The organism is Epilithonimonas lactis, assembly GCF_900110605.1.
In the GTDB taxonomy this organism is placed as follows: domain Bacteria; phylum Bacteroidota; class Bacteroidia; order Flavobacteriales; family Weeksellaceae; genus Epilithonimonas; species Epilithonimonas lactis.
On record NZ_FOFI01000005.1, the window covers coordinates 216,850 to 235,545 of the forward strand.

The 18,696-nt window shown below is 38.5% G+C and carries 12 protein-coding genes; 7 read left to right on the plus strand and 5 right to left on the minus strand.

Going from position 1 to position 18,696, the window contains the following annotated elements; translation table 11 throughout:
* Positions 1-69: 69 nt before the first annotated feature.
* The 3 genes from BMW39_RS16785 (at position 70) to BMW39_RS16795 (ending at position 4,328) form a co-directional block, all read left to right on the plus strand.
* The gene (locus tag BMW39_RS16785; protein WP_034978250.1) at positions 70-1,452 is read left to right on the plus strand and encodes an RtcB family protein; all 1,383 of its coding nucleotides are present in this window, start codon (positions 70-72) and stop codon (positions 1,450-1,452) included.
* Positions 1,453-1,514: 62 nt separating this feature from the next.
* The gene (locus tag BMW39_RS16790; RefSeq protein WP_034978248.1) at positions 1,515-3,365 is read left to right on the plus strand and encodes an NACHT domain-containing protein; all 1,851 of its coding nucleotides are present in this window, start codon (positions 1,515-1,517) and stop codon (positions 3,363-3,365) included.
* A 228-nt stretch (positions 3,366-3,593) separates the two neighbouring features.
* The gene (locus BMW39_RS16795; RefSeq protein WP_051880033.1) at positions 3,594-4,328 is read left to right on the plus strand and encodes a hypothetical protein; all 735 of its coding nucleotides are present in this window, start codon (positions 3,594-3,596) and stop codon (positions 4,326-4,328) included.
* Between the two features lie 474 nt (positions 4,329-4,802).
* Here BMW39_RS16795 and BMW39_RS16800 read toward each other — a convergent pair whose 3' ends face one another.
* Complete coding sequence (locus BMW39_RS16800; protein ID WP_034965439.1) at positions 4,803-7,010, minus strand: polyribonucleotide nucleotidyltransferase; 2,208 nt, start codon at positions 7,008-7,010, stop codon at positions 4,803-4,805.
* Between the two features lie 216 nt (positions 7,011-7,226).
* On the opposite strand from BMW39_RS16800, the gene BMW39_RS16805 reads away from it, so the two are divergent.
* A complete protein-coding gene (locus BMW39_RS16805) occupies positions 7,227-8,465 on the plus strand; it encodes an MFS transporter (protein ID WP_034978242.1) in 1,239 nt (412 codons plus the stop codon).
* A 17-nt stretch (positions 8,466-8,482) separates the two neighbouring features.
* On the opposite strand, the gene BMW39_RS16810 is transcribed toward BMW39_RS16805, so the two are convergent.
* Entirely contained in the window at positions 8,483-10,126 is a 1,644-nt protein-coding gene (locus BMW39_RS16810; RefSeq protein ID WP_034978239.1) for an ABC1 kinase family protein, read from the minus strand.
* Positions 10,127-10,363: 237 nt separating this feature from the next.
* Positions 10,364-10,678 carry a DUF4286 family protein gene (locus BMW39_RS16815; RefSeq protein WP_034978237.1) on the minus strand — a complete coding sequence of 105 codons (315 nt, stop codon included), beginning with the start codon at positions 10,676-10,678 and terminating at the stop codon, positions 10,364-10,366.
* A gap of 149 nt (positions 10,679-10,827) precedes the next feature.
* Here BMW39_RS16815 and gyrA point away from each other — a divergent pair, with 149 nt between their 5' ends.
* The 3 genes from gyrA (at position 10,828) to fsa (ending at position 15,672) form a co-directional block, all read left to right on the plus strand.
* A complete protein-coding gene (gene gyrA, locus BMW39_RS16820; protein WP_034978236.1) occupies positions 10,828-13,455 on the plus strand; it encodes a DNA gyrase subunit A in 2,628 nt (875 codons plus the stop codon).
* Between the two features lie 70 nt (positions 13,456-13,525).
* A complete protein-coding gene (locus BMW39_RS16825; RefSeq protein WP_034978234.1) occupies positions 13,526-14,911 on the plus strand; it encodes a tetratricopeptide repeat protein in 1,386 nt (461 codons plus the stop codon).
* 107 nt (positions 14,912-15,018) lie between these two features.
* Positions 15,019-15,672, plus strand: a complete 654-nt coding sequence (fsa, locus tag BMW39_RS16830; protein WP_034978232.1) for a fructose-6-phosphate aldolase — start codon at positions 15,019-15,021, stop codon at positions 15,670-15,672.
* 192 nt (positions 15,673-15,864) lie between these two features.
* On the opposite strand, the gene BMW39_RS16835 is transcribed toward fsa, so the two are convergent.
* Both BMW39_RS16835 and BMW39_RS16840 read right to left on the minus strand, forming a co-directional pair.
* Positions 15,865-17,202: an Nramp family divalent metal transporter gene (locus tag BMW39_RS16835; RefSeq protein WP_034978229.1), complete on the minus strand. Its 1,338-nt coding sequence runs from the start codon at positions 17,200-17,202 to the stop codon at positions 15,865-15,867.
* A 115-nt stretch (positions 17,203-17,317) separates the two neighbouring features.
* Positions 17,318-18,667: an OmpA family protein gene (locus BMW39_RS16840; protein WP_034978226.1), complete on the minus strand. Its 1,350-nt coding sequence runs from the start codon at positions 18,665-18,667 to the stop codon at positions 17,318-17,320.
* Positions 18,668-18,696 lie beyond the last annotated feature (29 nt).

Here is an 18,696-nt window from a genome sequence, read left to right on the forward strand (position 1 = left end):
ACTAACTAACTAACTAACTAACTAACTAACTAACTAACTAACTAACTAACTAACTAACTAACTAAAACAATGACTACAATCACAGGAAAAGAATTGATCGCATTAGGATTCACACCAAAGAAATGGTTTGCAGAAGCCTTGGAACACATCAGCGAAAATCAATTAAGCGAAAACGAAATGTTGGACTATCTGGAACAATTCCGCGCACCAGACCCGATCCCACTCCATTCCGAGCCACAGGAGTTCATCATCAACATCAAAGCGGAAAACGACAGCGAAACCGACAACGTGGAAAAAGTCATCAACACGATGAAGGTCTTGATGAAAACCCCAACCTTGGTCAGCGGTGCCATCATGCCAGATGCTTGCCCTACAGGTCCCGAAGGTCACATCCCCGTGGGCGGTGTGGTGGTTGCGAAAAATGCCATCCATCCTGGATTTCACTCTGCAGACATCTGCTGTTCCGTGATGTCGACCGATTTTGGAAAGGCAGACCCGAAAACGGTTTTGGACACAGCGCATTCCATCACACATTTCGGTTACGGCGGTAGAGACCGAGGGTCGCAAATGCCAATGTCGCAGGAATTGATGGATGCCTTCCGGGAGAATTTCTTTTTGAACGACGAGAGACTCATCAGCATCGCCCGTTCGCATATGGGAACGCAGGGCGACGGCAACCACTTTTTGTTCGTCGGGATTTCCAAAAATACAGGAAACACAATGTTGGTAACGCACCACGGTTCCAGAGCGCCTGGCGCAATGTTGTACGACAAAGGGATGAAGGTCGCCAACCGTTTCCGAATGGAACTCTCACCGGAAACCTTGAAGGAAAACGCGTGGATTCCCTACGAGACTGAGGAAGGAAAACAATATTGGGAAGCCTTGCAACGCATCAGAGATTGGACGAAGGAAAACCACGAGTCCATCCACAACGCTGTTTTAGAAAAACTCAGTATCGAAAAACAAGACCGATATTGGAACGAGCATAATTTTGTATTCAGAGATGGTGACCTGTTTTACCACGCGAAGGGCGCAACACCACTAGACGACAAATTTTTGCCCGACATCACAGGCCCGAGGTTGATTCCTCTGAATATGGCGGAACCTGTTTTGATCGTTTCCGGGACCACCAACGGCAGAAATCTGGGTTTTGCGCCACACGGTGCGGGAAGAAACTTCAGCAGAACACAACACAAAAAATCCCTGGCCCACAAAACCATCGACGAAGTGTTCGCCGAAGAAACGCAAGGTCTCGACATCCGTTTCTTCTCCAACGACATCGACATCTCCGAACTCCCAAGCGCCTACAAAAGCGCCAAAAACGTAAGAGCCCAAATTGAGGAATACGGTCTTTGCGAAGTTCTGGACGAAGTGATGCCTTATGGTTGTATTATGGCAGGCGATGTGGGGAAGAATGCGCCTTGGAAGAGGAAGAAGAAGTTTAGAAAATAACTAATAGTAAATTTAAAATATAATTCAAATTTTAATAAGTAGATTTGGAAAAAAACTATTATATGGAACCAATTTCAACAACTGCAGCCATCACAACTTTATTATCAACATTTAAAGATCCAATTGTTAAAAAGTTTAACAACTTAACAATTGAAATAGATCATCTTTTTAATAATTCACTAAATAATTACGTAACTAATTATTATAATAAATATTCTAAGACAAAGACATTTATATACAGAGACGAGAAAATCGATTTTTATGAAGTTTTTTACCCTGTTACAATTAAAAATTCATCTAAAATCTGTAAAAACACTGATGATTTAAAAAAGATAATATTTGAAGAAAAATTTATTACAATTATTGGTTCGGCGGGATCAGGAAAAAGTATGTTGATGAAACATATTTTCCTATCATGCATACATCAATTTTACACTGTTCCAATTGTTGTAGAATTAAGAAATTTGAATGATTTAGACATTACAATATTTGACTATATATCTTCTGTTTTAACAAAAAATAAGTTAGCTAAATCAGATAAAATTTTAGAAAAAATACTGCATGAAGGAAACTTTGTCTTTTTACTAGATGGTTATGATGAAATATTCTCCGACAATAAAAATAAAATAACAAATGAAATTGAAGAACTTGTTGATTTATACCCTAATAATGCATTTATTATAACCTCAAGACCTGGCGCTAATGCTGAATCTTTCCAAAGATTTAATAATTTTTTTGTACAACCACTTAATTCAAAACAAGTAAATGAGTTTGTTAATATCCAATTTAAAAATCATGAAAACAAAGAATCTATTGGTAAAATAATTTCAGTTATTGAAAAAAAAGAAAATAAACATTATTTGGATTATTTTACAAATCCATTGCTTCTCTCAATGTTCATATTTACATTTAGTTCTCATCCAGAAATACCTAAAAATAAGAGTAAATTTTACTGGAATGTTTTTGATACTTTGTGTACTAAACACGATACATTTACTAAGAAAGGATTTTGGCTACATGAAAGAAAGTCTAAATTGAAAAATGAGGAATTAGAATTAATTCTCAAATGGTTTTCCTACATATCATTATTCAAAGGCAAATATAACTTTGATGTAGAATACTTAAGACAAACTTTAGCGTCGATTGTTGAAAAATTTAAGTTAAATTGTGAAGTAGATGATTTGATTTACGATTTCTCTGTGTCTATATCTATATTAATCCAGGATGGAATTGAATATAGTTTTCCGCACAAATCACTTCAAGAATATTTTGTATCAATGCTAATACAGTCATTAAATGATGAACAAAAAAAAGCGATCTACACGGAAAAATTTAAACTCTTAAGGAATAAAACTACTGGCGGAAATCAAAACTTTTTCAAATTATGTGAAGAAGTAGATGGACCAGCATTTCTTAGATATTTTCTAATTCCATTGGGTGAGGAATATATCAATTTAGAGCCAACGGGAATAAATCATAATGACAAATTAAAAAACTTCTTTGCATTTTTTGAGATGAGAATCATTTTGAGAAAAATTGAATCAAATTTAGTATTTGTGGGAACTGGCTATCGTGTGAGACCAATACATACATTTTTAGAATTCTTTAATAAGACAAATGTATTTGGAGATTTTGACTACAACAATTTTAGCTGTTTATCTTTATTGGAAAAAATCAAGTTGGAATACATAAGAGAGGAATCTTTTGATGATGATGATGATGATAATGATGATAGCCAGGAATTGGAAATATTTTTACATAAAAATTTTGAGGATGCTCTCAGTTATATAAAATGTAGTAAACTTATTAATGCTGAATCTAATTTTAATAAATTCATGGTCGAAAAAATCTCCGAATTAAATACTCAGATTAAAGAGGAATTCCTAAGCACTTCACAATTATTAAATTTATAGATAATAATAGCATTAAAAGTTAGCTCAACTATCCCAGCCCAATAGCGCGCATTTACAATCCGTGCTTCCCACTATCAATATAAAAAAACAAACCCCCAGCCCCCAAGCCGGGGTTTCTCATCCCCAATTTAACATAATATTCAATTATTCACAATTATTACCCCAATTTATTGTCATATTCAAAATAAATTTTATATTTGAAAACAATAATTCAAAAACACAAATATTATGTCAAGCACCTCAGAAGTAGGCCACGCTAAAAACGTAGCCAACCTACAAAAACTCACAGAGCAAGTTTCCGTTTACACCCTTTACAATCCACCCGTAGCAAGATTGTCGGTCGCAAATCTCCAGACTCTCTACACCACTGCCGTTGCCAAACTCAGCGAAGTAGAAGAAAAACGTAACGCCAACAAAAACGCCATCGCCCTGCGTCAATCCGCTTTCGAAAACCTGAAACCAACCGCCACAAGAATTATCAATCTCTTAGACATTTTAGGTCTGCCAGAAGGAACGCTCAATCAGGCAAAAACGTTAAACCGTACAATCCAAGGCACCAAAAACAAACCAAAACCACCAACAGAAAATCCCGAAAACGGACAACCATCATCCAACAATCCAATTTCTACTTCCCGCCAATCCTACACCCAACAGGCAGAGAATTTTGGGATTCTTTTGCAGTTGCTGGCAACCATCCCCAGCTACATACCCAACGAAGAAGATTTAAAGTTAAACAACCTCAACACCTACCACGAATCACTAGTAGCCACCACCCAACCCGTAGACCAGACCGAAGCCGAACTCAACGTCAAACTCATAGAAAGAAACCAGATTCTATACACAGAAGGCTCCGGACTTTATGACATCGCCCAAAACGTCAAAAAATACGTCAAAGGCCTTTATGGTGCTACCTCAGCTGAATATCTCAATGTCGCAGATATCAAATTCACTAACCGCAAATAATATTCTCAATAAGTAAAAGCATATTAGAGCAGGATAAACCAACATTCTTGCAATGTAAAGTTACATTCTCGCGATGTAACTTTATTTTTTTGTAATGTAATTCTATATTGGCACGATGCAAACGCATATTTTAACGATGTCAATTTATATTCTCCCGTTGCAACATAATATTGTCACGATGTAACTCAATATTTTAGCATAGAAATAGAATATTCTTACGCATTCATATAATATTCTTGAGGTAAAACAATATTCCCAATCCACAACTACTCCGTAGGAGCAACCTGTTAATAGAAACGCCCAACCCACTAACAAAAGAGTGCCGGAGGTACGCCCCAACCAAGTCATCCTGAGGCTCTCGAAGGACAATAAAAAAATAATTCCTACTAAAAAAAACAAAGCTGTCACGCTCAGAATCCACATATAAAAAATCCCCCGAGTTATCGGGGGATTCAATATAATTAAGACTTAATCTTATGCTTCGTTCAAAGGCTTGTGCTCTCCTGGTTGGTCTTTACCTTCAGGGTTCACTTGACTTTCCGGTCTTGGTTTTGGTGCCGGTTTTTCTGGTCTTGGCAACAATACCTTTCTGGAAAGTTTCATTTTTTTACGGTCATCATAACCCATAAATTTCACCTCCACTTGGTCACCTTCACTATATGGTACTTTATCAAGACGTGCCCACTCGATCTCAGAGATGTGTAGAAGTCCTTCAGTTCCCTTAGCGATCGCTACGAAAGCTCCGAAATCCATTACTTTCACAACTCTACCTTGGTAAACTTCACCTACAGTTGGTACAAAAGTGATCTCGTTGATCTTCGCGATAGCCTCGTTGATCTTCTCTCTACTCACACCAGAGATCTCGATTCTTCCGATCTCTCCAACTTCCTCGATAGCGATCACGGTATCCGTATCTTTCTGCATCTGCTGAATGATCTTTCCACCAGGTCCGATCACCGCACCGATGAAATCTTTAGAGATTTCTAGCATCACCATTTTCGGAGCATGAGGTTTCACGTCTTCTCTTGGTGCAGAGATGGTTTCATTTAATTTATCAAGGATATGCAATCTTCCGTCTCTAGCTTGTAGAAGGGCTTTTTCCATAATATCCATAGACAATCCTTGGATCTTGATATCCATCTGGCAAGCGGTGATCCCGTCTGCAGTTCCAGTTACTTTGAAGTCCATATCTCCCAAGTGATCTTCATCACCCAAGATATCAGAAAGCACTGTGAATTTTCCTGTTTTGATGTCCGTTACCAATCCCATCGCGATACCAGAAACTGGTTTCTTGATCTGAACACCCGCATCCATCAATGCTAAAGTTCCTGCACAAACAGTCGCCATAGAAGATGAACCATTAGATTCCAAAATATCAGAAACGATACGGATCGTGTAAGGATTTTCTTCCGGGATCATATTCGCCAAAGCTCTTTGAGCAAGGTTTCCATGACCAACTTCTCTTCTTGAAGTTCCTCTCAAAGGACGAGCTTCACCAGTAGAGAATGGTGGGAAGTTATAGTGTAGGAAGAATCTCTCGTCATAGTTGATCATTACGCTGTCAACCATATTCGCATCTTTCACTGAACCAAGAGTTACAGCTGTCAAAGATTGAGTTTCCCCTCTTGTGAAGATAGCAGAACCGTGTGCGCCTGGCAAATAATCGATCTCACTCCAGATCGGACGGATTGTTTGAGGATCACGACCATCAAGTCTGATCTTATCATTAAGGATCATCTGACGCATCGCTTCTTTCTCAACATCGTGGTAATACACTTTTACGAAAGGTGTTACTCTTTCCAATTCTTCAGCATTATCAACATATTGAGCCAAGAACTCTTCACGCACCGCTTTGAATTTATCGCTTCTCTCTTCTTTACCTGAAGGCGATTTCGCTACTTCATATACTTTATCGTAAGTTTCTTTCCAAACTTTCTCACGGATTGCTTCGTCGTGATTCTCGTGGCTGTATTCTCTTTTCGGGAAAGATTTACCAACTTTTTCAGCCAATCTCTCCTGAGCTTCAACTTGTTTTTTGATCTCAACGTGAGCGAAGTTGATAGCCTCCAGCATTTCTGCTTCAGAGATCTCCTTCATCTCGCCTTCTACCATTACGATAGAATCTTTAGTTGCACCAACCATAATATCAAGGTCAGCGATCTTTAGGTCTTCTAATTTTGGATTAACAGAAAGTTTCCCATCGATTCTTACCACTCTTACTTCAGACATTGGTCCGTTGAAAGGAATGTCCGTGATCGCGATTGCTGCAGATGCTGCAAAACCAGCCAGATCATCCGGAATGGATTGTCCATCGTAAGAGATCAAAGAGATCATTACCTGTACTTCCGCGTGGAAATCTTCAGGGAACAATGGTCTTAGGACTCTGTCCACCAAACGCATCGTCAAGATCTCCTGATCAGATGGTCTAGCTTCTCTTCTGAAAAAGTTTCCAGGGATCTTCCCACCTGCGTAGAACTTTTCTCTGTAATCTACTGTCAATGGCAAGAAATCTACGCCATCTTTTGCTTCTTTGCTGGCTACAACAGTTGCTAAAAGCATTGTTCCACCCATTTTTACTACTACAGATCCATCAGCCTGTTTTGCCAATTTCCCTGTTTCGATTGTGATCTCTCTGCCGTCTGCAAGAATGACCGTTTCTGTAATTGCTTGAGGTATACTCATAAATTGTTTTGTGTTGCACTCCGTATTGAGTGCTTTAATTAATTATATTTCGTCTAAAAATTTGGTGCAAATTTACAGTTTTTGTTTGGATTTTCTGAAATTCCATTGAAATATAGATTTTAATATTCTATTTTTACAATTCATTTAATTAAAAGAGCTTTAAAAAATCTCTTTAACCGAGGTGAAAATGTTTGTTTTCACATCCAAAATTCCCCTATGAAAACCGAAACTTCTTTTCTGAAAAATCCCTTCTTTATCTCCTGGATATTGGCCTTATTGTTCTATACATTGGAATATGCGATTCGATCTTCTCCCAGCGTGATGATTGGCGACCTCAAAGAATCTTACGGCGCGACCAGGACGGAAGTCAGCTCGATGATCAGCGCCTACTACATCAGCTACTCCATCACGAGTTTGGCTGCGGGATTATTTTTGGACAGAATGGGCGCGAGAAAACCAGTATTCTTCGGTATCTTGGTTTTGGCAATTGGCTCATTATTATTTGGAGGTTCTCATTATGTGGTTGGATATGCAGGAAGATTGATGCAGGGCGCAGGTTCAGCAATGGCTTTTCCGGCCGCGGTTTACATCGCTGTGAAAGCTTTCTCCGGGAAAAATCTAGCCACAGCAATTGGAATAACACAAACTTTAGGAATGCTGGGAGGTTCTGCCGGACAGAAATTAAGCAACACTTATTTGACCAATGGAAATAGCGTTACCAGCATCTGGATTTTTTTTGGTATAACTTCATTGATCTTAGCTTTGCTGGCATTTTTGTTCACACCCAAAACAGAACCAGGAGAAAAGATTGAAAAGCAAAAGAATTTTCTTGATAATTATAAGATCATCTTCGGAAATCCACAAAGTTATTTGTCAGGTTTGGTTTCGGGATTATTATTCGCTCCGACAACGATTTTCGCGATGATCTGGGGTGTAGATTTTCTTCAAAAAAGTCGAGGTCTTTCCCACGAAACTGCAACAGTAGCTTGCGCTTTAGTTCCGATTGGTTGGGCAATTGGATGTCCGCTTCTAGGTTGGGTTGCAGATAAGATCAAGCGCAGAATTCCGGTCATTATCGGAGGTGCGGTTTTGATGATTTTGAGTTTATTACAATTAGCGTATTTACCGAATTTGATGTCAGTAAATATTTCTCTTTTATTGATGGGAATTGGTTCTGGCGCCGCGATGATTCCTTACTCCATCATCAAAGAAGTGAATCCCGACAAAGTGAAAGGAAGCGCAACAGGAGCTATCAATTTCTTGACCTTTGGTGTGACGACACTTTTAGCACCTTTGTTTTCTAAATTGTATGGTTCAAAATTGACGAAGAGTTTAGATGCTGATTCCCTGTTACAACATTCACTGTTATTCTTTGTAATAGGAATTTCCTTCGCGATTGTCATTTCTATTTTCTTAAGAGAAACAGGAAATTTAAAAGCAGAAGAAGTGAATTAAAATTTTAATCTTAATATCTATTTTCGGGTGATTCTCAACAAAAGAATGATCACCAAAACAACTGAAAATACAAATCCCAAAACAGCGACCAAAGACATTTCACCAACTCTTGGTCCGGATTCTGAGACGAAAACGATGGATGTTGCAATGATATTTGCACCCAAAACCATCGCTAAAATCAGATTGATTATACTCGATTTGATGAGTTGATTGGTCTTCTCAATATTTTTAATTTCACTCGAAATGGTGAATTTGTTATCATCCAATTTCTGCAGAACGGAGCGCAATTCTTTTGGAATTTCATCAATGTTGTCTGTGAAATTCAGCATTTTGTCCATTCCGGATTTGAAGATCTTTTTCGGACTGATCTTTCTGGATAAAATTTTCTTGGTATAAGGATGCAGACTTTGAACGATGTCCAGATCAGGATTGATGGTTCGCCCAACGCCTTCTATCAGACCAATACCTTTGAACAACAGATAAAAATAATCCGGCATATAAAGCTGATTGTCCTTCAAAACGTCTTTCATTTTATTAATGATAATATGCGGATCGATATTTTTCAATGACGTGCTATGGACGAAATTCAGAACTTCTTCCACATCATTTTCAAATCGCCTGTCATCTGGAATCTCGTAACTGACTGCCATTTTCTTCAATGACCTTACGATCTTATTTGAATTTTTCGCGACAAAAGCCACGATCAGACTTTCAAGAATCTCCTTGTCATTCGGCTGGATTTTCCCAACGGCTCCAAAATCAATGAAAACCACTCTCCCATCTTTCTTCACCAAGATATTTCCCGCGTGTGGATCGGCGTGGAAAAATCCGTAATCCAAAATCTGAGAAACGAAAAGCCTCAAACCAACTTCCGAAATGACAACTGGATTGATATTATTATTAAGAAGTTCAGCTTTATCGGTGACTTTAATCCCGTCAATAAATTCCATACAAAGAACATTATTATTGGAAAATTCGTCGTAGACAATTGGAACGTAGGTTTCCTTATTATTTTTGAAATTTAAAGCAAACTGTTTGATGTTATTGCTTTCATTGACCAAAGAAACCTCTTCTAACAAAGACTTTTCAAAAGTAGCAATGGCTTGTTTTAAATTTAATTTTGAAGCAATTTCAGAATAAGTTGAAATTAATTTGACCAAATCTTTTATTAATAGCAAATCATCCTCGATCACACTCAGAACATCCGGTTTTTTGACCTTTAAAATCACTTCTTCTCCAGTGATCAAAGTTGCTCTGTAAACTTGTGCAATAGAAGCCGTTGCCAAAGGTTTGGAAACAATTTTAGAAAAATATTCTTTGACCAAAATATTGAATTCATTTTCCAGGATCTCCTCAACATTCATATCAACAACTTCTACTCTATCCTGAAGTTTTTGCAACTCCTGAATCAGCTCTTGCGGAAGCAGATCTTCCCGATTGCTGAACGTCTGCCCGAGCTTCACGAAAGTCGGACCCAATTCTTCCAAAACCAATCGAATCCTCTCATAAACAGTTCCTTTGGAAATGATCTCATCAGAATTCACAGAACTTTCTTCCGGCTTCTTCCCCATTCTGGCAATCATATCTTTGAAGCCGTACTTGCTGAGAACGGAAATTAATCTGGCAGAACGTTTTAGTTTTCGTTGTTGTTTATCGAACATAATTTATAAAAATAAAGGAGCTACAAAGTAACTCCAAAAATTATTCCTACTAATAAAAAAAAAGTCCTCGAGAACCTTAAACTGACATCTGATAGTATTTGATTCTGCTCCGACTGATATTAAAATAGAACTTTAAAGTAAAAATCTCGCAAATTTTGCAAATCAAGCAGATCTAAAATCAGAATCTGCAAAATCATCACAATCTGCGAGCGCATATTTTCAGATTTTATAATTGAACTAAAATCTCTTTTTCTTAGGATTGAGGAATGTTGGGAAGATCATCACTTGTTCTCCAAATCTCATATTGATCCTCTCTTCCAAATTCAACATTTCGCTTTCCATAAATTGATCTCTCATCTCATCATTATCAAAAACCAAAAACAGATTCGTATTTTTTCCCTCGCTCACCATATCGGATTGAACCTCGGAAAGAATGTACTGTTCCACATCCAAAAGATTTTCCACCATGTCATGCAGATCACTTTCCACATAGATGTCCCATTCTTCAATTTTATTTTCGATTGTATGAAATGTAATACTTAGGATGCTCATTTTTAATATTTTTTTATGATTAATGTTGATAAATTCAGAATGCAAAAATCGTATTTTTTTTGTAAATTAGCCCGTTATAAAAAACAGAAAAACTTAAAGGGTCAGAATGTATTTTAATATTCTGATTTACAATAAATTAAAAAATATTTATGCATAAGGAAGGAGAAAGGTTAATACCGATCAACATTGTTGACGAGATGAGAACCTCTTACATCGATTATTCGATGTCAGTAATCGTATCAAGAGCTTTGCCAGATGTGAGAGACGGACTGAAACCCGTTCACAGAAGAGTTCTTTACGGTATGTACGGTCTTAATGTCTTTTCTAACAGAAAACATTTGAAATCTGCGAGAATTGTTGGAGACGTTCTAGGTAAATATCACCCGCACGGAGACAGCTCTGTTTACGATGCAATGGTAAGAATGGCTCAGCCTTGGAGTTTGCGTTATCAAATGGTTGACGGACAGGGTAACTTTGGTTCTATGGACGGCGATCCACCAGCAGCAATGCGTTACACCGAAGCAAGACTTAAAAAAATATCTGATGAGATCCTTGCCGATCTTGATAAAGAAACCGTAGATTTCCAAAATAACTTTGATGACAGTTTGACAGAACCAACTGTTCTTCCTACAAGGATCCCAAGTCTTTTGGTGAACGGAGCTTCCGGAATTGCAGTTGGGATGGCGACGAATATGGCGCCTCACAACCTATCCGAAAGTATTGATGCGATCTGCGCTTACATTGATGATAAAGAAATTACCATCGATGAGCTGATGAAGCACATCATTGCGCCAGATTTCCCAACAGGTGGAATCATCTACGGTTATGATGGCGTGCGTGATGCTTTCCATACAGGAAGAGGCCGTATCGTCTTGAGAGCGAAGATCAACTTCGAAGAGATCGGGAACAGAAATGCGATCATCGTAACAGAAATTCCTTATCAGGTCAACAAAGCAGAGATGATTGCCAGAACTGCTGAGTTGGTAAAAGATGACAAACTTCCAGGAATCTATGAGATCCGTGATGAGTCTGACAGAAATGGTATGCGTATCGTTTACGAACTTAAGAACGATGCGATTCCAAATGTTGTCCTAAATCTATTATATAAATACACTTCATTACAAACTTCTTTTTCAGTTAACAATATCGCCTTGGTAAAAGGACGTCCTGTACAACTGAATGTGAAAGATATGATCCTACATTTCGTAGATCACCGTCACGAAGTTATCGTAAGAAGAACAAAGTACGAACTTAGAAAAGCGCAGGAAAGAGCCCACATCCTTGAAGGCTTTATGAAAGTAATTGGCACTCAGGATTCTTTAGACAGAGCGATTGCCATTATCCGTCACAGTGCAAATCCACAGGCTGCGAAGGAAGGATTGATCGAGGAATTCGAACTTTCCGAGATTCAGGCGCAGGCAATTCTAGATCTTCGTTTGGCTCGTCTTACGGGAATGGAATTGGACAAGATCCGTGCTGAGTACGACGAAATCATGGCCTTAATAAAAGACTTGGAAGACATTTTGACGAATGAGCCAAGACGTTACGAGATCATCAAAGAAGAACTTCAGGAGATCAAAGAAAAATACGGCGACGAAAGACGTTCAGAGATTGATTATACTGGTGGAGAATTCTCTATCGAAGATATGATCCCGGATGAGAAAGTTGTTTTGACCATCTCTCACGCTGGTTACATCAAAAGAACACTTCTTTCCGAATACAAAGTACAATCCAGAGGTGGCGTTGGAAACAGAGCGGCAACGACAAGAGATGAGGATTTCTTGGAATATATCGTTACAGCCACCAACCACGAATATCTATTATTCTTCACAGAAAAAGGAAAATGTTTCTGGCTAAGGGTCTTCGAAGTTCCGGAAGGTTCTAAAACAGCGAAAGGAAGAGCGGTTCAGAATTTAATTAATATTGAACAAGACGATAAGATCAAGGCTTACATCAGAACAAAAGACCTTAAGAATCAGGAATATATCAACCAAATGAATGTTGTGATGATCACCAAGAACGGTACCATCAAGAAAACATCGTTGGAAGCTTACTCCAGACCAAGAACAAATGGTGTAAATGCTATCGAGATCCGTGATAATGATGCTCTACTAGGTGCAAGATTGACAGACGGAAATTCCCAAATCATGATCGCTACCAAAAATGGAAAATGTATTCGTTTCCCTGAAGAAAAAGCGAGAGCAGTCGGCAGAGGATCGATCGGTGTAAGAGGTATTTCCCTTGAAGACAGTGACGAAGTTATCGGAATGATTGTTGTTAATGACTTAGAAAATGATACAGTTTTGGTTGTATCAGAGAGAGGTTATGGAAAAAGAACAGCAGTTGAAGATTACAGAATCACAAACAGAGGTGGAAAAGGTGTAATTACTTTGAACATTACTGAGAAAACTGGAAATCTGATCGCCATTCAAAGTGTGACAGACGAAGATGGATTGATGATCATCAACAAATCTGGGGTTGCCATCCGAATGAATATGAACGAAATGCGCGTGATGGGTAGAAATACCCAAGGTGTGAAAGTCATTAATCTGAAAACCAAAGACGAAATTGCAGCGATTGCAAAAGTAGAAATGGACAGTGAAGTTGTGGAAGAAGAAGATGGAGAAGTTGCAGAAAACGACAGCAACAATCCGGAATTCAAAGTGAAACCTCAAACTGGTAATAATCAGATCAACATCGGCGATGAAGAGGAATTGAAGAAAATCGAAGACGAGGAAGCCGCGAACAACGCTGAAGAATCAGAAGACAACGAATAAAAATAAAAGTTAAAAATAATATGGAATCGCTCGCGATCACATATGACAATCAAACAATCAAAAGTAACATATGAAAAGATTAATTTTAAGTTTAGCTGTTTTGTCTGTAGCGTTCATCAATGCGCAGAAAAAAGAAATCGCTAACGCTGTAAAAGCAGTTGATTCAGGAGATCTTGCAACTGCAAATTCTGAGATATCCAAAGCAGAAGGTATTTTTGGAGATAAGACCTATCTATTGGAGCCTTCTCTTCTTGAGCAATATTATTATGCCAAAGGTTTCTCTTTGCTGAAAGCAGGAAAAAACACGGAAGGTGCAGAATACTTAGCCAAAATTGCAAATCTTGGTAAAGAGCAGATCTATACAGGGAAAGATGCTGAAAAGAACAAAGTTTATTTTGTAGGGAAAGATGCAGCAGACAAATTGGGTGCTGGACTATCTTTGAAACAAGATAAATATACGCCTGCTTTAGGCGATAAGTTGAGAGAGGCGATCAATCCACTTTTGCAAAAAGCCAACGAGGTTGCAACGAAAAATTATAACGACAAAAAATATGACGTTGCAGGAGAGAAGTTTGCAGAAACTTATTATCTCTTCAAAGCTGCGGGACAGGATGACAAGAATTATCTTTACTACGCTGGTGTAGCCTACGCACAGACAGCTGATCACAAAGATAAAGCTGCCGACATTCTAAGTTCTCTTATTAAATCCGGATATACTGGCGTTGAAACAGTTTACACAGCGAAGAATTCCAAAACTGGAAATAAGGAGAATCTTGATCAGGTTGCATATGACCTTTATAAAAAGACACCCGGTGGTGCTGGTTACTCAGATTTCAAATCAGAAACTACACCTAGCAAGCTAGAAGAACTTTATGAAATAACTTCATCATTATTATTCGAACAAAAGAAATATGATGAGGCTGCAGCACTTTCGGATGAAGGATTGAAAAAATTCCCAAACAACCAATCTCTTTCTCAAGTTCAAAGCAACTCTTATTTCAAATCTGGTAAAACAGACGAGTTTGTAAACAATTTGAAAGCGAAGATCGCTAAAAACCCAGCAGACAAAGAAAGTCTTTATAATCTTGGCGTAATGCAAAGTAAAGACCCTTCAAAACAAGCTGATGCTGAGGCGACCTACAAAAAATTGGTAGAACTTGACCCTAAATATCCTAATGCGCTCAACAATTTAGTTTTCACGATCATTGGTGAAGATGATGCAAAATCTATTGAGGAATACAAAGCATTGAGAAAAGATGGTAAGATCGACGCCGCCAACAAAGTTCTTGAGCAGAGAAGAGCAAGATTCCAAAAAGCCTTGCCTTACGCAGAGCAAATGTATCAGGCAGATCCAAACAACAAAGAAGTTGTAGGCCTGCTGAAAGGTATGTACATGACAACGCAAAACACTGCAAAGTACAACGAATTCAAAGCGAAAGAAACTACAATGAAATAATCATAAAGGAGCCTTCGGGCTTCTTTTTTTTATCATTTTTATTAAGCAAACTAAAATGTATATTTGTGAGCAACTTTCATAAATATTAAACAAATAAATTTTTACATATGAAATTTTTTATCGACACAGCCAACCTGGAACAGATCAAAGAAGCACAAGATCTTGGAATTTTGGATGGCGTTACAACCAACCCTTCTCTAATGGCAAAAGAAGGCATCTCTGGCAAGGAAGCGATCAACAAACACTATGTTGACATCTGCAATATCTCGGATGGTGATGTTTCTGCCGAAGTTCTTTCCACGACTTACGAAGAAATGATTAAGGAAGGTGATGAGCTAGCTGCACTTCACGAAAGAATCGTTGTGAAGATCCCGATGATCAAAGACGGGATCAAAGCTTTGAAGTATTTTTCAGACAAAGGCATCAAAACCAATTGCACCTTGATCTTCTCAGCAGGACAAGCACTTTTGGCAGCGAAAGCAGGCGCAACCTATGTTTCTCCTTTCTTGGGAAGATTGGATGATATCTCTGTGGATGGTCTTAACTTGATCGAGGAGATTCGTTTGATCTTTGACAATTACATGTTTGATACAGAGATTTTGGCAGCATCTATCAGAAGTCCTATGCACATCATCAACTGTGCGAAGATCGGGGCAGATGTGATCACTTCTCCTCTACCATCGATCCTCAACCTATTGAATCACCCATTGACAGATTCTGGATTGGCACAATTCGTTGCAGATTCTAAGAAATTAGGTTAAAATTATTTGGCGCCTTTATCCGCCCTCCATTCCCGCTTTTTTTGCCTTAGCTTTTCCAGCTGCAAAAAAGAGCTCCACTCAGGTCGGGGCGCGCTTCGCAAGAACGAAAGGTGGTCCTCGATACAACTTTAGAACATAAAAAAAACCGTCTCACTTATTTGAGACGGTTTTTTTTTATTTATTAATTTCTAATTATTGAGGGAAGAAAGTCTCTTTCAAAAGATAAAGGTTCAGAACGATAATAATAGCACTGATGACAAACGCCAGGATTTTGAGCCACATTTTATTTGCAAATTCTCCCATCTTCGCTTTGCTGTTTGTAAACATTACCAATGGAACCACCGCAAAACTCAACTGCATCGACAAGATCACCTGACTGAAAACCAAAAGTTCAGCCGTTCCTTTCTCACCATAAATAATAGAAATGACCAAAGCTGGAATGATCGCGATTGTCCTCGTGATCAATCTTCTGACCCAAGGTTTTAACCTAATATTAAGGAAACCTTCCATCACAATTTGTCCGGCCAAAGTTCCTGTTAAAGTAGAATTCTGTCCGGAGGCCAACAAAGCAATTCCAAAGAAAATACTCGCCAAAGTCGTTCCCAAAAGCGGTGTCAAAAGCATATAAGCATCGTTGATATCAGCCACATCTTTGTTCCCCGACGTATGAAAAGTTGCCGCAGCAATGATAAGAATTGCCGCATTGATGACGAAAGCCAGCATCAACGAAAGACTACTATCAATGCTCGCAAACTTCAAAGCTTCTTTTTTCCCTTCCGTAGTTCTTGGATAATTCCTCGTTTGTACAATACTGCTGTGTAGATAAAGATTATGAGGCATCACTGTGGCGCCCAGAATTCCTATCGCAATGTAAAGCATCGATGGATTTGTAATGATCTCTTTCTTCGGGATCAAGCCTTCCAACAATGGGAAAATATCCGGTTTACTCAGAAATATCTCGTAAAAGAAAGCGATGAAAATAATAAATATCAATCCGCCAACGATACTTTCAATATATCTAAAACCTTTTGCTTGCAGGAACAAGATCAGGAACACATCGACGATGGTTATCACAACACCCACACTCAACGGAATTCCAAATAATAAATTCAATGCAATAGCCGACCCAATCACTTCGGCAAGATCACAAGCGGCAATGGCGATCTCACAGAAGATCCAAAGCACAAAATTGACCGCCGGATGGAAATGGTCCTTACAAGCCTGAGCCAGATCACGCTCCGCTACGACACCTAACTTTACGGAAAGATGTTGCAACAAAATGGCAAATAAGTTTGAAATTAAAATGACCGAGAGCAACGTGTATCCAAACTGCGCTCCACCGGCAATATCTGTGGCCCAGTTTCCCGGATCCATATAACCAACTGCGACCAATAATCCTGGTCCCATGTAGGCCAATAATTTCTTTTTGAAACTCCCATCTTTGGGAATGTTGACGCTGGAAAAAACCTCATTGAGTGAATTCGAACTTTTCTCGGTTCTCCAGCCTGTATTATGATTTGATGGATTCAATGATTTTCATTGTTAGATTAGACTAACAAAAATAGTTATACTGTACTTAACTCGCAAGTTAACAATAAAAAAACTGCCAATTGCTTGGCAGTTCCTATTTAATTTGATATTAATTTTATTTTGTAAATCTAATAGAAGTTTTTCTATCAGCTTCTCTTTCTTTATCAGTTGCGTCTGCAGAAACTTTAGCAAATTTGGATCCGTAACCTTCTGCTTCGATCACTTGTGCAGTGCTTAATGCAGATTTTACAGCAGCAGCTCTGTCACCAGATAATTTCAAGTTTGTAGCAGCGTCGCCTTTGTTATCCGTATAAGCTCCGATTTTGATTTTAGCATCTGGAAATTCAGCCAAGATCGCTTTTAAGTTGTCTAACTGAACTTGAGATTCAGGAGTTAATTTCGTAGTCCCAAATTCAAAATTAAGATTATCAAAATTGAACCATCTGTCTTTTAGTTGTGCTTCCGTAGAATTTTTATACTCGTCGGATTTCAAGAAAGCTACGATTTGATCTTCGATTCCGCCTTTGTAAGCTTGCAATGTTTTTCCGCTAGGCAAAGTAACTACCAAAGTTTCTCTTTTGGTAACCACAGAATCACCAACTGGAGCGGTAGAATCTGATACTACAGCAGTAGAATCAACTGTTGTCACAGGAACTGGTTCTACTTTTTTATCACATTGTTTCCAGAAGAACCAACCTAGCAATAGCAATAACAGCAATGGCAATAACCATTTCCAGATACTTCCACCACCAGAATTGTCAGAAACGATTTCATGTGTACTTCCACTTCTCGTAACATCTACTTTTGGCGTGTCTGTCACAACAGCTTTCGGCGTTTCAGGTACAATTGGTCTTTCTGTAACTGGTGTCACTGGATTTACATCTGCCAAAGGTGTTTGTAATGGTTCAGGAACAACATTGATAGGTTCTGCATCTACAGATCCAAACCAGTTGCCTAATCCTAAAGATGCAAAACTGAATCCTGCAGGCAATAATGAAGACAACATCCCTTTTTGGTCACTTAGTAGATTTCCAAAAGAAGATGCGTCAAGATTATTATCGATTGCATATTTCCCAAGCGTTCCGGCTGTAGCACCAGTCACGAGATTCAATAAAGAATTTGTTGATTCTGTTTTGATGCCAGCGTAAGATGACACTGCATTTGTAATAGCAGCCAATTTATCGCCATCTCCAAAGATCAAGCTTAGGATTTTAGAAATCACAGAATCGCTTCCGTTTAGATTTCCTAATAAGTTGGATAGGACGCCAGATGAGGCAGCTTCTTTTACCGTTCCCAAAAGTTCGCATTGTGTATTGCTGTTTGCAAAACCTCCAACCACAGCAGGTAATAAAGCTGAGATCGCTTTTGAAATTCCAGATTCACTTTCTCCAAGTTGAGTTGCAGTTTGAGAGACCGTAGCTGGTCCTAGTTGACCTTTGATCAGGTCGATTAAGTTAATTGACATAATAGTTTATTTTTTAAAGTTTGATGTTT